Annotated in this window: 16 protein-coding genes; 5 read left to right on the plus strand and 11 right to left on the minus strand. The window is 59.6% G+C overall.

What is annotated here, in order from left to right:
- The first annotated feature begins 117 nt into the window (after positions 1-117).
- Positions 118-1515 carry an MFS transporter gene (locus BMY54_RS16070; RefSeq protein ID WP_093434412.1) on the plus strand — a complete coding sequence of 466 codons (1398 nt, stop codon included), beginning with the start codon at positions 118-120 and terminating at the stop codon, positions 1513-1515.
- A 9-nt stretch (positions 1516-1524) separates the two neighbouring features.
- Positions 1525-2049: a single-stranded DNA-binding protein gene (locus tag BMY54_RS16075; RefSeq protein ID WP_008081898.1), complete on the plus strand. Its 525-nt coding sequence runs from the start codon at positions 1525-1527 to the stop codon at positions 2047-2049.
- 198 nt (positions 2050-2247) lie between these two features.
- Here BMY54_RS16075 and BMY54_RS16080 read toward each other — a convergent pair whose 3' ends face one another.
- From BMY54_RS16080 to BMY54_RS16110, 7 genes are all read right to left on the minus strand, one after another.
- Positions 2248-3405, minus strand: a complete 1158-nt coding sequence (locus BMY54_RS16080) for a glutathionylspermidine synthase family protein (protein ID WP_093434414.1) — start codon at positions 3403-3405, stop codon at positions 2248-2250.
- A gap of 2 nt (positions 3406-3407) precedes the next feature.
- Positions 3408-4103: a DUF1190 domain-containing protein gene (locus tag BMY54_RS16085; RefSeq protein ID WP_093434417.1), complete on the minus strand. Its 696-nt coding sequence runs from the start codon at positions 4101-4103 to the stop codon at positions 3408-3410.
- Positions 4104-4120: 17 nt separating this feature from the next.
- Entirely contained in the window at positions 4121-4546 is a 426-nt protein-coding gene (locus tag BMY54_RS16090) for a DUF350 domain-containing protein (protein ID WP_007917221.1), read from the minus strand.
- 14 nt (positions 4547-4560) lie between these two features.
- Positions 4561-5211, minus strand: coding sequence for a DUF2491 family protein (locus BMY54_RS16095; RefSeq protein WP_093434420.1), 651 nt, complete (start codon positions 5209-5211; stop codon positions 4561-4563).
- A gap of 199 nt (positions 5212-5410) precedes the next feature.
- Entirely contained in the window at positions 5411-6109 is a 699-nt protein-coding gene (locus tag BMY54_RS16100; protein ID WP_016983574.1) for a PspA/IM30 family protein, read from the minus strand.
- A 17-nt stretch (positions 6110-6126) separates the two neighbouring features.
- Positions 6127-6795, minus strand: a complete 669-nt coding sequence (locus BMY54_RS16105) for a YjfI family protein (protein WP_093434422.1) — start codon at positions 6793-6795, stop codon at positions 6127-6129.
- Positions 6796-6938: 143 nt separating this feature from the next.
- Positions 6939-7493, minus strand: a complete 555-nt coding sequence (locus BMY54_RS16110) for a cysteine hydrolase family protein (protein ID WP_093434425.1) — start codon at positions 7491-7493, stop codon at positions 6939-6941.
- 101 nt (positions 7494-7594) lie between these two features.
- Between BMY54_RS16110 and BMY54_RS16115 the strand changes: the two genes are divergently transcribed.
- The 3 genes from BMY54_RS16115 (at position 7595) to BMY54_RS16125 (ending at position 10734) form a co-directional block, all read left to right on the plus strand.
- The gene (locus tag BMY54_RS16115; protein ID WP_093434428.1) at positions 7595-8596 is read left to right on the plus strand and encodes a GlxA family transcriptional regulator; all 1002 of its coding nucleotides are present in this window, start codon (positions 7595-7597) and stop codon (positions 8594-8596) included.
- Positions 8597-8876: 280 nt separating this feature from the next.
- A complete protein-coding gene (locus BMY54_RS16120) occupies positions 8877-9986 on the plus strand; it encodes a DUF3182 family protein (RefSeq protein WP_093434431.1) in 1110 nt (369 codons plus the stop codon).
- Complete coding sequence (locus tag BMY54_RS16125) at positions 9976-10734, plus strand: alpha/beta hydrolase family protein (RefSeq protein WP_093434434.1); 759 nt, start codon at positions 9976-9978, stop codon at positions 10732-10734. Before BMY54_RS16120 ends, BMY54_RS16125 begins: the two co-directional genes overlap by 11 nt.
- A 115-nt stretch (positions 10735-10849) precedes the next feature.
- Here BMY54_RS16125 and BMY54_RS16130 read toward each other — a convergent pair whose 3' ends face one another.
- From BMY54_RS16130 to BMY54_RS16145, 4 genes are read right to left on the minus strand one after another with little or no spacing between them, the layout of a single operon-like run.
- On the minus strand, positions 10850-11836 hold the full coding sequence (locus BMY54_RS16130; RefSeq protein WP_093434437.1) for a lysylphosphatidylglycerol synthase domain-containing protein: 987 nt from the start codon (positions 11834-11836) through the stop codon (positions 10850-10852).
- On the minus strand, positions 11833-13107 hold the full coding sequence (gene clsB / locus BMY54_RS16135) for a cardiolipin synthase ClsB (RefSeq protein WP_093434440.1): 1275 nt from the start codon (positions 13105-13107) through the stop codon (positions 11833-11835). Before clsB ends, BMY54_RS16130 begins: the two co-directional genes overlap by 4 nt.
- Complete coding sequence (locus tag BMY54_RS16140; protein ID WP_093434443.1) at positions 13104-13901, minus strand: endonuclease/exonuclease/phosphatase family protein; 798 nt, start codon at positions 13899-13901, stop codon at positions 13104-13106. The genes clsB and BMY54_RS16140 overlap by 4 nt, the downstream gene beginning before the upstream one ends.
- Positions 13898-14824: a DUF72 domain-containing protein gene (locus BMY54_RS16145; protein WP_093434447.1), complete on the minus strand. Its 927-nt coding sequence runs from the start codon at positions 14822-14824 to the stop codon at positions 13898-13900. Before BMY54_RS16145 ends, BMY54_RS16140 begins: the two co-directional genes overlap by 4 nt.
- Positions 14825-14999: the final 175 nt, after the last annotated feature.

Consider the following 14999-nt stretch of genomic DNA (forward strand, 5'->3'; position numbering starts at 1 on the left):
CGAAGGGTTTTTACCTTACATGAAGAGAGTTTCATCTATACGCGTCATAGCGTCGCGATATACCCCGTCTTTCGATGGGACTGGTAGAATCGCCGCCGGTTCACACGAGGTTTTTCCATGCACGATCCCCACAGCGAACGCATGAGTGGTAGCGAGACTCGCGCAGCGAGCGGTCTGGCCCTGGTGTTCGCCTTCCGTATGCTTGGCATGTTCATGGTGTTGCCGGTATTGGCAACCTACGGCATGGACCTGGCAGGAGCGACCCCGGCCCTGATCGGGCTGGCTATTGGCGCTTACGGTCTGACCCAGGCGATTTTCCAGATTCCGTTCGGGATCATTTCCGACCGCATTGGCCGCCGTCCGGTGATTTACCTCGGGCTGATCGTTTTTGCCCTCGGCAGCGTGCTGGCGTCTCAGGCAGACTCGATCTGGGGCGTGATCGCCGGGCGGATCCTGCAGGGCGCCGGGGCGATTTCAGCGGCGGTGATGGCGCTACTCTCCGACCTGACCCGCGAACAGCACCGCACCAAGGCAATGGCGATGATCGGCATGACCATCGGTTTGTCGTTTGCCGTGGCCATGGTCGTCGGGCCTTTGCTGACCCGCGCTTTCGGTCTGTCCGGACTGTTCCTCGCCACCGGTGCCATGGCACTGGTCGGTATTGCCATCATCATGTTCATGGTGCCGCGCTCCACCGGGCCATTGCAGCATCGGGAGTCCGGGGTGGCGCGTCAGGCCTTGATGCCGACGCTCAAGCATCCGGATCTGCTGCGCCTCGATCTGGGCATCTTTGTGTTACATGCCATGTTGATGTCGAGCTTCGTTGCGTTGCCGTTGGCGCTGGTGGAAAAAGCCGGTTTGCCCAAGGAACAGCACTGGTGGGTCTACCTCACCGCGCTGCTGATTTCGTTCTTCGCCATGATCCCGTTCATTATCTACGGCGAGAAGAAACGCAAAATGAAACGAGTTTTGCTCGGCGCCGTCATGACGCTGATGCTGACTGAGCTATTCTTCTGGCAGTTCGGTGACAGCCTGCGGGCTCTGGTGATCGGTACGGTGGTGTTCTTCACCGCGTTCAATCTGCTGGAGGCTTCATTGCCGTCGCTGATCAGCAAGGTTTCACCGGCGGGCGGGAAGGGCACGGCCATGGGCGTGTATTCCACCAGTCAGTTCCTCGGTTCAGCACTCGGCGGGATACTCGGCGGCTGGCTGTTTCAGCATGGCGGTCTGTCGGTTGTGTTCCTCGGATGCGCGGGTCTGGCTGCCATCTGGCTGGCCTTTGCTGTTACCATGCGTGAACCTCCCTACGTGACGAGCCTGCGCTTGCCGTTGTCGCCCGAGGCGATCCGCGAAGCGGGTCTGGTCGAGCGCCTCAAGGCCCTCGTAGGGGTAACCGATGCAGTGATAGTTGCTGATGAAGCGGCTGTTTACATCAAACTGGACAAAGAATTAGTGGATCGCGACACCCTCGAACGCCTGGTGAACAACCCGGCCGGGGCTGCTTGCGAAGCCTAGGAGAACGTTATGGCCCGTGGGGTTAACAAAGTCATATTGGTCGGCACTTGCGGCCAGGATCCCGAAGTTCGCTACCTGCCTAACGGTAACGCCGTGACCAACCTGAGTCTGGCCACCAGCGAACAATGGACCGACAAGCAAACCGGTCAGAAGGTCGAGAAGACCGAGTGGCACCGTGTTTCGATGTTCGGCAAGGTTGCGGAAATCGCCGGCGAATACCTGCGTAAAGGTTCGCAGGTCTACATCGAAGGCAAGCTGCAGACCCGCGAGTGGGAAAAAGACGGTATCAAGCGTTACACCACTGAAATCGTGGTCGACATGCAAGGCACCATGCAACTGCTCGGCGGCCGTCCACAACAGGGCGACCAACAAGGCGGTGGCAACAACTACCAGCAGTCGGCTCCGGCTCCACGCCAGCAGGCTCCGCGTCCTCAGCAGTCGGCTCCACAGCAGCGTTCGGCCCCGGCTCCTCAGCAGGCCGCACCGCAACCGGCTCCGGATTTCGACAGCTTTGATGACGATATTCCGTTCTGATTCGCTGCTGTAACCGCTGCAAATAAAAAGGCCCGTCGCTTAAACGACGGGCCTTTTTTTGTGGAGCAAATAACCTGCAATCCCCCCGATCAACTGTGGGAGCGAGCCTGCTCACGAAGGCGTCGGTCAGTTCAAAAAATGGTTGAATGACACACCGCTTTCGCGAGCAGGCTCGCTCCCACAGAAGGGATCTGGGTTTCAATCAAGGATCAGGTGGGGCAGGAAGCGGCTGGAGTCTTTGGTGATCAAACTGTTGTCTTCCCGCACCCCAATCCCTGCGGCCTGATCGCCAACTACCCACGAACCGATCAGCGTGTAGCTGTCGCCAAACTTCGGCAACGGCGCAAACTCCTGCAGGATAAATGGCGCATCCGTGTAGGGCCCGTCCTCTTTGACGATCAGACCGTCAGCCGTTTGCAACTCAATGTTCGCCCCTTCGCGGGAAAAGTACGGCTTGCGTACCCAGCCTTTCGGCACTGCATTGGTCGGGTTCGGATCGAGATGCGCCGCCAGAAGATTCGGATGCCCTTTGTGCAGTTCCCACAGTAATGGCAGTGCACCCTTGTTCGACAGAATCGCCTTCCACGCCGGTTCGAAAAACTGCGTATCGCACTCGGCAATCGCCGCGCCGAAGGGTTCGTGGAAGATGAATTCCCAGGCATGCAGCTTGAACAGGTGCGGGATCCAGCGATCTTCCAGGTCGACGAAGCGCCCTTCAGCTGTCAAACCAATGTCTTCGATATCGATGTGCCGCGACTCGATGCCGACCTTCTCGGCGATCAGCCGCAGATAATCCGTTGTGCCCTTGTCCTCGACCGAGTCTTTCATCGAGGCAAAGTAGAACGGCCGCTTCAGTTGTAATTCGGCGAAGGCCTGATGCAGATGGGTGTCGATGCTGTTGAACTGGTCGGCATGACGCGGCAGCGTGCCGCGCTCGATGCATTGCTCCAGCCAGCCCCACTGGAACGCCGCCGCTTCATAAAGACTGGTTGGCGTGTCGTAGTTGAGCTCCAGCAGCTTCGCCGGGCCGTTGCCGCTGTAGGAAAAGTCCATGCGTCCATACAGATGCGGATGACCTTCCCGCCAGGACGTGCGGATCATGTCGTAGTACGCCGCCGGGATGCTCAGGCGATCTAGCAACTCTTCGCTGTTAACTACACGGTCGACCAGATCCATGCACATCTCGTGCAGTTCGGTGGTCGGGTCCTCAAGATCGTTTTCGATTTGCGCGAGCGTGAACTGGTAGTACGCGCTTTCGTCCCAGTACGGCTCATCGTCGATGGTGTGAAACATGAAACCGAGGCTCTCGGCGGTCTGTTTCCAGTCGGGGCGCTCGGCGCAGAGGATCTTCTTCATCGTCAGCTGCTCGAACGACCAGAACCAGAACTGCTGCCCCAACCACCCCAGCCGCTACGGGCACTGGACTGGCTGCCGAAGCCGCCGCGTGAGGTCGAAGAAGCCACGTTGACCGGTTTGCTTTTGCTGCTTTCGTAATCCGTTTGGCTGCGCGTCGTGGTGTCGGCTCTGCGGTACTGCGTCGAGGTGTTGTACGGCTGGCGCGTTTCGCGATCGCGGTAAACCGTGCGTTCGGCGTTGTTGCTCATCGCGTTGCCGATCAGCCAGCCGGTCAGCCAACCGTTGCCACCGCCACTGGAGGTGTGCGAAGTGTTTTGCACACTCTGCACAGCCGCCGCATCACCCGCAGGCATTTGCGCGCCGGCGATGGCGTCAAGATTCTGCGCCGGCTCACCGTCTTTCGGCACTTTGAAGCCGCCGAGTCTCGGCACGAAGCGGCCGTCAGAATTCTTCTGGCACCAGTCAGCGGCAAAGTCCGCGTCGCACTTGGCCTTGTTGTCGTACGCCGGGGCAATGCGCCGATGTTCGGTCAGGGCGGCGACGTAAGCGTTGGAGCAGACATCGGCGGCCACTTCGGCGTCGACGCACTGTTCCACATTCTGGAAACTGCGTGGTTGATCTGCGGCTGTCGCCTGGCCGGAAATGGCCATCGCCACCGAGGCGGCGAGGGACAACTGAACGTATTTGCTGCGTTTCATCTAAGGCTTCCTGCCGATCAGTTGGACGGTGTCATGCACGCGGCGTTGAGCATGCCGACGCTGATCGCGACCGCAGCGACATAGATACCCGAAGCCACTTCGCCGTTGGCGATGCGCTGGGATGTGCCTTTGAGCACCAGGCCCGTGGCGAGGAATGCCAGCAGTTGCACCACCGCGGCAATCACCGCCCAGAGCACGAAGTCGAGGACGTTGACCGAAAACGCAATCACGTTACTGGCCGGAATCGCGAAGCCGATGATCGCGCCGGACAGGGCGATGGCGGCGGCAACGTTGCCGGAGCGGATCAGCTCGAACTCTTTGTGCGGCGTGATGCGGGTATAGACAAATTGAAACAGCATGAACAGCAGCACGGCGCCGATGAGGTAGACGACGAAACCGACCAGCGCGGTTTTGTTCAGGGAAACGGCCAGCACTTCCAGCATGAAAAACTTCCTTTTTAAATGGTGCTCAGATCTGTCGTGTACAGCGAAATGCCCAGCGAGGTGCTCAGGCTGACGGTGCCTTCTTCGTCCTGTTCGACGGAGAACAGCAGCAGTTCGCGGCGATCGGTCAGGCCGGTCTCGCGCGCATAAAGCATGGAGTGGTGTTCGATGGTGTAGCTCTCGTCCGGATTGACCACTTGTTCGGTCATCGGTACGAGTTCGGTCTGGCCTTGTTCGGTGCCCCACTCGCGGGTGTATTCGACACCGTCGTGGCTGTAGGCGGGCAGACCGATCGAGCTGTTGGGGCCGGCCAGGCGTTGCAGTTCGGCGTCACTGTTGACGGTCACGTAACTGAGGTAGTTGAACAGGGTGACCGATTCGATCTGGTCGTCACCGGTGACGTGGATCTGCAGCCAGAAATCCTCGTCGTTCATGTAATAGCGGTGCAGTTTGTTGGACTGGCCGAGGTCGACCCAGCCATGGCTCCAGATCGCCTGATCGAAGGGCACCCGCACCGTGGTCGAGCCATCGAGCAGCAGCGCCAGGGTTGTATCGAACCTGACGGCCTTGCCTTGCGCCATGCCGAGTGGGCCACTGGCAACGGTCGGTGTTGGCGCAGCGGTCTGCCAGTTGCTGGTGCCCAGCAAGTCTTTAAACCATCCCATGGGTACGTTCCTTGAAGCGGGTGGAGGTGTTCGTCGGCGAAAAAAGCGTGGCTAGTGTACCGGGCTGAGCGATCAACGACACGCCACAAACCATGTGGGAGCGAGCCTGCTCGCGAAAGCGTCATGTCAGCTGACTCATATGCCGACTGATACTCCGTCTTCGCGAGCAGGCTCGCTCCCACAGGTTTCGTGCAAATGCTTACTGCGAGGACTTCTGCTTCAGACGCTCAAGAATCGCATTGGCGCTGCCTTCGTTCGGCGTGATGCCGGCGTCGCGCAGTTTGCGTTCCAGGTCGTTGCCGGTCGAGGCGTCAGCCAGTTCGTCCGCCGCGCTCAGCTCGGCAGCACGTTGCTGCTGCTTGGCCTGCAGACGGTTCAACGTACCGACGGCAGTTTCCAGTTTGCCATTGGCGCCGCCGCTGGCGATGGAAGCGCTGACCTGAGCTTTCTGCACGCTTTCACGGGCCTTGGCCATGTCCACTTGCTGGCGCAGGCTCTTGATCCGCGACTCGGCTTTGCTGATGTCTTTGCGCATGTTTTCGGCGTAAGTACCGAATTCGTCGCTCTGCTTTTTCTCAACATCCAGCTCGTTGGTCAGGGTCGAAATCGCTTCGGCCACTTCCAGTGCCAGGTCTTCACGGCCAGCGTTCAGCGCCGAGACGGCTTTGGCCTCCAGATCCTTGATCTTGGCGTCGTACTCGCTTACGCGGTCGGCGGCCAGTTTGTGTTTAGCCATGATGGTGACCAGTTCGCGACGGGCGTTCGACAGCGCGCTGTCGGCATCGCGGATTTCCTGATCGAGGATGCGCAGGGCCTGTTGGTCCGCGATCGCTTCGCCGACTTCATTGGCGCCGCCGCGCAGTGCGGTGAACAACTTGCTCCAGATGGACTGAGTCATTGGATATTCCCTGTTGATTACTTGAAGAAGTGTTCGAAGGCTTCGCTCGCGCGCTGCACGTTGTCGACCAGGGTTTTCACCTCGGTAACAACGTTGGTCAGGCTCGAGTCGGCGCTGAGGGCGCCAAACATGTTGTAAACGGTCTGCCCGTTCGGCATCGACTCGATCCCGATCGACGACAGCGGGAACATTTCCCGGCTGCGCAACACGGCATCGTTGAAGGCGCGCACGTCGCTGATCGAATCGATGTCCACCAGCACGGTGTCGACGATGATCTGCTGGCCGGCCAGGGCGATGTGAATCGGCAGACCGCCGAATTCGTTCATTTCCAGCTTGATGCTGGGTTCGGAGCTCTGGATCAGCGACAGCGTGATTTCTTGCGAAGCCACCTCGTCGAGGGCCTTGAGGGCGTTGAAGAGGCTATCGATGGTCCAGTTGTTGCCTGCGCTCATGTAATTCTCCGACATGAAAGAGCCAGCCAGAATCGGTTGGCGTAGCTGTTGCTCCATTTGCTTGAGCAAGCTTCGGTTTTCGGGAAGCACCCAAGTTTCGTGTTTCACATAACCTGCTGCGGCCAGGCCTGCGCGCATCTGCTTCATATAGAAACTCGAAGGTTTTTTCGCAGACGGTTTCGCGCGCTCCCCCTTGGGACTCTCTGATTTCGCGGTGGGGGAACGGCTTTTCATGGCAATGGCTCGGTTATGGACATCTCACGCGTGAGCCACACTACAACCAATTCAAAGTGCCATCAATGGCTCACGCGTGAGATTTTTATGACAGACGAAAAAAGGCCCGCTACGAGGCGGGCACAGGTTTTTCGCAGAATGACTCAATGTTTGGCAGCGAGGTATTCGTCAGTAGATACCACGCTGGCGTAGGCGAAACCGAGCGCCGACATGAACGCGGCATGGACGTGTGCCGCCGGCACCGTCAGACCATTGAACGCCAGGTCACGGCTGGCGCAGGCGTCATGAATCACCGTGACGGCGTAACCCAGATCCGCCGCCGCGCGGGTAATGCCGTCAATGCACATGTGGCTCATGCTGCCGACCACCACCAGCTCCTTGATGCCTTGTTCGTCGAGGATCGCTTGCAATTCGGTTTCGCGGAACGAGTTGACGAAGTGCTTGAGTACCACCGGTTCATCGGCGCGATTGAGCACTTTCGGGTGTAGCTTGGCGCCGTCCGAGCCCGGGGTGAAAAACGGCGCGTCCGCTGAGGTGAACTCGTGGCGGATGTGGATGACCGGATTGCCGGCCTCGCGGAAGGCGGCGATCAGCCGGGCGGCGTTGTCGGCGGCGGCATCAGCACCGGCCAGCGGCCACTTGCCTTGGGGGAAGTAGTCGTTCTGGATATCGACTACGATGAGCGCTTGCTTGGCCATGGGTGTGTCCTCGATGGATTGGCTGGAAGTGGCTGCAGTATTGGCGCTGATCAGCGATTCGGGGATTGGCCGCACCGACAATAGACAGGGGAAAACTGACAATGGGCGCAGAAAGTGCCGCCATCGCTGAATTGGGTGTGCTGATCTATCCTGGCGCGCAAATGGCGGCGGTGCATGGTCTGACCGATCTGTTTGCGGTGGCCAACCGGATTGCCGCCGAACATCAGGCCGCGCAGTTGCCTGTGCTGCGGGTCAGTCACTGGCAGGTCGAAGGTGATCAGCCGCCAACGCGCACTTACGCCAGTCATGCGGGTGACGACAGCGCTTTGCTGGCGGTACTGATTCCGCCATCGATCGGCGGGTTCTCGGCGGCGCAAGCGCCGGCCAGCCTGATGCAATGGTTACGGGATCAACATGCCCACGGTGCGACGCTGGGCGGGGTTTGCGTAGGCTCGGTGATGTTGGCTGAAAGCGGTCTGCTCGACGGCCGCAGCGCCACCACCCATTGGACCTCGGCCAAGGCCTTCGCCGAGCGTTACCCGAAGATCAAGCTCAAGGCTGATACCCCGATTGTCGACGACGGCGACTTGATCACCACGGCCGGATTGATGGCTTGGTCGGAACTGGGATTACGCCTGGTCGACAGGTTGCTCGGGCCGAGCATTGCCACCGGCACCGCGCGATTTCTGGTGATAGAGCACAGTGACAGCGCCAGTGAGTGCGGAAGTAATTTCGCGCCGATTCTCGGGCATGGCGATGCGGCGATTCTCAAGGTTCAGCATTGGCTGCAAAGCACCGGCGCGACGGATGTTTCCTTGGCGGCGATGGCGGAGCGGGCGGGGTTGGAAGAACGTACCTTTCTGCGCCGGTTCCGCGCGGCAACCGGTTTGAAACCGACCGAGTACTGCCAGCATCTGCGGGTGGGCAAGGCACGGGAAATGCTCGAATTCAGTAATGGTACGATTGATCACATTGCGTGGACGGTGGGTTATCAGGATCCGGGGGCGTTTCGCGCGATCTTCAAGAAGATTACCGGGCTGGCGCCGAGTGATTATCGGACGCGGTTTGGTGTGTCCCCAAACCCGAAGCCGACGAATATCTAATGTGGGAGCGAGCCTGCTCGCGAAAGCGGTGGATCTGCGAAACTGTTGTTCGCTGGCACTACGCCTTCGCGAGCAGGCTCGCTCCCACATTGAATTCCACCGGGCCATAGATCGTGCAATTTGCCGGGGATCGGCGCGCGGTCGTGCAGATTGAAACAGGCGCGGTGTCAGTACGATTCTGGCAAGTTTCTGATTAGGCTAGGATTTTTGTGATGCAGCCGTTGGCCTGATCTCTGCACCTCTCACCGCCACAGTCATCGAACCGATGGAAGGGGGACGCATGACCCCGACACCCAGCAGGAAAATCGTGGTTGCCCATTCGGTGCGCCCTGACGCGCCGCAGCACGAAGTGCAAACCAATAAAGCCTTGGCGCGCTGGCTGGCGCAGATTCTCGGATGCAAATTCGGCGGCAGTTACGATCCGGACAAACATCGCGGTCGTGAGCTGTATCTACTGCCGACGCAAACCATTGTCGGCACGGCCAGCGCTCAGCAACTCGGCATCAAAGGTCCGGAAGATCTGTGGGGCGGTTTCGTCGAGCACGACTTCATCTGCACCAAAGCCATCAGCCACGGCCTGCGCAGTCATCTGGCCCACGCGCCGCAGGGCTGGTCGCCATTGTTTTCCGAGCGCGTGCGCAACGTGGTGCTCGACGGCCTCAGCGTGTTTGCCCTGGAAGATGCACGACCCGCCGCCGAACATCTGCTGTACAGCGGCCCGATACGCATGAAGCCGGTTCACGCCTGCGCCGGTCGAGGCCAGGAAGTGATCAAGAGCCTTGATGCCTTCGACGAAATCCTGTCCCGACCCGACATTGCAAAGCAGTTCAGCGAAGGCGTGGTGCTGGAGCAGGACTTGAGCGACGTTGTCACCCACAGCGTCGGTCAGTCGTTCATCGGCGATAAAGTGCTGAGTTACTGCGGTGATCAATACTTGACCAAGGATGCTCACGGCGAAGACGTCTACGGTGGCTCGGACTTGCTGGTGGTGCAGGGTGGTTACGAGGAACTGCTGGCGGTGGAGTTGCCTGACGATGTGCGCCTGGCCATCGAGCAGGCACAGGTATTCGACAGTGCGGCGGATGAAGCCTATCCGCGTTTTTACGCTTCGCGGCGCAACTACGACATCGCCCAAGGTCTGGACAGCAACGGCAAAAACCGCAGCGGTGTGCTCGAACAATCGTGGCGCATGGGCGGTGCCAGCAGTGCTGAAGTTGCCGCGTTGCAAAGCTTCGTCAACGATCCGGGGATGCGCGCGATCCGTGTGTCTTCGGTAGAAACCTACATCGATCAGCCGTTGCCGGCGGATGCCATCGAGGTCTATCGCGGCCCGGCTGAGAACAGCGAATTTCTCCTCAAATACGTAACGGTCAAATCCTATGACGGCTAGAAGCGAAAGCATTCAAATCGACATTGATGATGAACAGATGAGCGGGACCTTTCTCAGTCCCAAATCGAAAGTGCCTGGCGTGTTGTTTGTCCACGGTTGGGGCGGTAGTCAGGAGCGTGATCTGGAGCGGGCAAAAGGCATCGCCGGTCTCGGGTGTGTGTGCCTGACGTTCGACTTGCGCGGACATACCGGCGGTACCGGGATCCCGCTGACCCGCGTGACTCGCGAAGATAACCTGCGTGATTTGCTCGCGGCGTACGATCGTCTGCTCGCGCATCCGGCGCTCGACACTTCGGCTATCGCCGTAGTCGGCACCAGTTATGGTGGGTATCTGGCGGCCATCCTTACCTCATTGCGCCCGGTACGCTGGCTGGCACTGCGCGTACCGGCGCTGTATCGCGACGAGCAATGGCACACACCCAAGCGCGATCTGGACAAGGCGGATTTGCGTGATTATCGAAGCACGCTGGTGCGCGCGGACACCAATCGGGCGCTGCATGCCTGTTCACAATTCACCGGGGATGTGTTGCTGGTGGAGTCGGAAACCGATGATTACGTGCCCCATGCGGCGATCATGAGTTACCGCGCGGCGTGTCAGCAGACCCATTCACTGACGCACAGGATTATCGATGGCGCCGATCATGCGTTGAGCGAACCGGTGTCGCAGCAGGCGTACACCTCGATTCTGGTGGACTGGATTACCGAGATGGTTGTGGGCGAACGGTTGAGCATTATTCAATCAGCATGATTTTTTAGTGTTCTTTCGAACGCTATCGCGAGCAGGCTCACTCCTACATTTTGGAATGCGTTCACTTGTAGGAGTGAGCCTGCTCGCGATAGCGATTTCGAATTCAAAAACTAACTCAAGAGGGGTTTTTCTCGATCCGAAGCGCCTTGGCCTTGGCCTCAACCACCAGATACATCACCACCGTAATCAACAACGGCAACAGAAAATAAATCGCCCGATAAGCCAGTAAACCCGCCACCAGACTGCCGCGCGAAGCCTCGTGTTGCAGCAGCGCCACAAACACCGCCTCCAGCACCCCAAGCCCCGCCGGAATGTGGGTGATGACCCCGGCAATCGCGCTGATCAGCAACACACCCAGCACCAACGGATAATCCAGTTTGCTCGGCAGCAACGTGAAGATCACCGCCGCCATCAGCGACCAGTTCAGCGCGCCCAGCAGCAATTGCAACACCGCCATGCGCAAGGAGGGCAGATTGATTTCCACCCCGCGAATCGACCACTCGCGGCGCTTGGAAAACTGGCACGCCGCGAGATAGCCGGCGCTGATCAGTAATAACAAAACACCAATGCCTTGCAACGCATCACTACTGACTTTCCAGCCCGGCGGCATGCGCACCAGTCCACTGCTGAACACCACGCCGGCAATGGTCATGTAGCCAAACCAGTTGGTCGCCAGGCTCAGCCCGAGAATCTTGGCGATGTTGCCTTTGCTCACGCCCAGTCGCGAATACAGGCGATATCGCATGGCAATGCCGCCGACCCAGGCACTGAGATTGAGGTTGAACGCATAGCTGATGATCCCCACCGGCAGGATCTGTTTCCAGGTCAGGTCCTGACGAATGTAGGTGCGGCCGATCAGGTCAAAACTGGCGTAGACCAGAAAACTCAGCAGGGTCAGGCCGGCGGCGATGATCAGCGTGCGCAGCTTGAAGTCGGCAAGGGTTTGCAGCACTTCGGCCCATTCGATACGCGTGGCGAACAGCGTCAGCAAGACGATCAGTGCGAGGAAAAACAGCAGGCTCAACGGGCGTTTCCAGCGACTCCATTTCGAGTGCGTCGCTGGTGCCGAATGACCGCTCGAATGCGCTTCGGAATGGCTCATGGCGTGTTTCCTCGAAATGGCTTGAGCCGTGGTTTGTGCGCCGGCAGCCAACCGGCCATCGCCGGAAAATGCCGCAAGAAATGGAACACCAGAAAACCCACGGTCATGTGCCAGATCCGACCACGCGGGGACTTGCTCGGGTCCATGGCTTTGCAGTGGTTCTGGCTGAGGTCTTCAAGACGCTCGAACAGATGCTGATTGAACGCGCGGTCGCGGATCAGCACGTTGGCTTCCAGGTTCAGCGACAGACTCAGCGGATCGAGATTGCTCGAGCCGACGGTGCTCCATTCTTCATCGACCAGCGCGACTTTGCCGTGCAGCGGGCGCTGGCAATATTCGTGGATCTGCACCCCGGCCTTGAGCAAGTAGTCGTAGGTCATGCGCGCCGCCAGTTTGGCCACCAGCATGTCCGGTTGCCCCTGCAGAATCAGGCGCACCTCGACTCCACGGCGTGCCGCATTGCGGATTTCCCGCAACAGGCGATAACCGGGGAAGAAGTAGGCGTTGGCGATCACGACCCGGCGTTTGGCGCGCCGCAGCACCTGCAGATACACGTCTTCGATGTCGGAGTTGTGCTGGTCGTTATCGCGGAATACCAGGCGTACTTGACCGTCGTGATCGTTGAACGCCATTTCCGCGCGGCGCTGGCGCCGGCGTTGCCACCAGAAGCGTGCGCGTCCGGGGCGACCGCTTTGCAGCAGGGCAAAGTGGTGGATGTCAGCGACCACCGGCCCCTGGACTTGCACCGAGTAATCCTGCTTGGCTTCGGGGCCAAAATCGGCCAGGTGATCGCCGGAAAAGTTGATCCCGCCAATAAACGCGACCAGGCCGTCGACCACCACGATCTTGCGGTGCAAGCGGCGGAACCAGTTGGTGCGGATGCCCAGGCGTTTCGGTGCCGGATCGAAGATTTGCAGGTGCACGCCGGCTTCGCTCAGCGCGGTCAGATAACCGGTAGTCAACTCGCCGCAACCGAAACCGTCGAGACTGACCGTGGTGCGCACACCGCGCCGGGCAGCGTTGATCAGAATCTCCTGCAACTCGGCACCGACCTTGTCTTCGAAAACGATAAACGTCTCAAGGAGGATTTCACTCTTCGCCGCGCGCATCGCGTCGAACACTCGCGGGAAATACTCCTCGCCGTTCTCCAGCAACTCAACGCGATTGTTGCCCTGCCAGCTGTACTCGACATCAACATGGCCGGGCTCGCGTATCGGCGGGTTGATGGCGATCGGTTCCACGGCGGATTTCTCCAGCGGCGCACTGCTCATAGTTCGATCTCTACCGATAAAGGAACGTGGTCGGAAAGGTGCGACCAGGGCCGGTTCGCCAGGACTTTCGGCTGGCTGGCCTTGAGGTTGCGCACGTAAATACGGTCGAGCCGCAGTGTCGGCAGGCGCGCGGGAAAGCTGCGCGCCGGTTTGCCCTGGTGCTCGGCGAATACTTCGCGCAGGCCGCAGGGTTTGAGCTGCGCATCGGCGCGCTGGCGCCAGTCGTTGAAATCGCCAGCGACGATCACTGGTGCGTCGTCGGGCAACTCCGCCAAGCGTTGCATGAGCAAGTCCAGCTGGGCGTTGCGATGACTCTCGCGCAGGCCCAGATGCACGCAGATCGCATGCACTTCGGTGCCGTCACCGGGCAGGCGCAGCACGCAATGCAGCAGGCCACGGTTCTCATGGCCGCTGATCGATACGTCGAGGTTGTCGTGGCGAATGATCTGGAATTTCGACAGCAGCGCGTTGCCGTGATCGCCCTCCGGGTACACCGCGTTGCGCCCATAGGCGAACTGCGGCCAGAGGCTGTCGGCGAGGAATTCGTATTGCGGCATCGTCGGCCAATTGTTGTAGCGCTTGGGGTGCTGTTCGTGGGTGCCATGGACTTCCTGCAGAAACACCACGTCGGCGGCGACGCTGCGCACCGCTTCGCGCAACTCCGGCAGGATGAAACGCCGGTTGAGGGCGGTGAAACCCTTGTGGGTATTGACCGTCAGCACGGTGAACGTGCGTACCGATGGCGCGACTACCGAGCCTTCGTCTGTAAAACCGACCGGTTCCGGAATGCTCATGCCAACACTCCTTCGCCAGCGGGTTCGCCGGGGGTGGTGGCGAGGTCTTTATCCAGTTCGAAACAATGCAACAACTCGCGAGCGTCATACGGGGCGCGGACTTTGATGTCGTTATCGAAATAGCAGAATACCTCTCGGGATTTGCGTGCGCGTGGCTTCAAGCGTGGCGCGATCAGATGAGCATCTTTGGGTTGCTCGCCGTGGTGCCAGGCGTCGATGCGCTCGGCCCAGCGCTTGAGTGCCGGTGCGGTGTAGCCACTGGCATAAAGTTCTTCGGCGCCGTGCAGGCGCAGGTAGACAAAGTCGCTGGTGAGGTCTTCGCGGTACGGCCATTTATCGGCAGTGTCGGCGATCACCAGTGCGGTGTTGTGGCGTTTCAACAAGCGCACAAAGTCGGGATCAAGGAAGCTATCGTTGCGGATTTCCACGGCATGGCGCAGTGGCTTTTTGCGCCAGGCTTTCATGCTGGCGTGGCCATGCAGGTGGGAGTCGTGTTGATGGGCGAGGGTGGCGGCGGCTTCGGTATCGTGGGGCAGGAGCGCGAGGAAATGTTCAAAGCGCTCAGGCTCGAATTTGAAGTTCGGCGGGAACTGCCAAAGGATCGGTCCGAGCTTTTCCTTGAGCTCCAGCACCCCCGAGGCGAAGAAATTGGCCAGAGGCTTTTCGATCTCGCGCAAGCGGCGGATGTGGGTGATGAAGCGCGGCGCCTTGACGCTGAAAACGAAGTCGTCCGGCGTTTCGGCGTACCACTGCGAATAGCGTTCGGGCCGTTGCAGGGCGTAGAACGATCCATTGATTTCGATGCTGTTGACCGCCCGCGAAGCGAACTGCAATTCGCGTTTCTGCGACAGTCCCTTGGGGTAGAAGTCCCCGCGCCACGGTGCGTAGCGCCAGCCGGAAATACCGATGTGGATCGTTGCCATGCCGCCCTCCGTCGAAAGTCCTCGTGTTGCCGGTATCTTTTGATGACTGCGGGCGGTTCGGGAAAGTTTCGACGGTATTACGGACGGTCACGTCTTGAGGCGAAGATCAAAAGCGTTCCCCCTCACCCCAACCCTCTCCCCCAGAGGGGGCGAGGGGGAAAGGGAGCAGATCTTC

Source organism: Pseudomonas sp. ok266 (genome assembly GCF_900110195.1).
GTDB lineage: Bacteria > Pseudomonadota > Gammaproteobacteria > Pseudomonadales > Pseudomonadaceae > Aquipseudomonas > Aquipseudomonas neuropathica.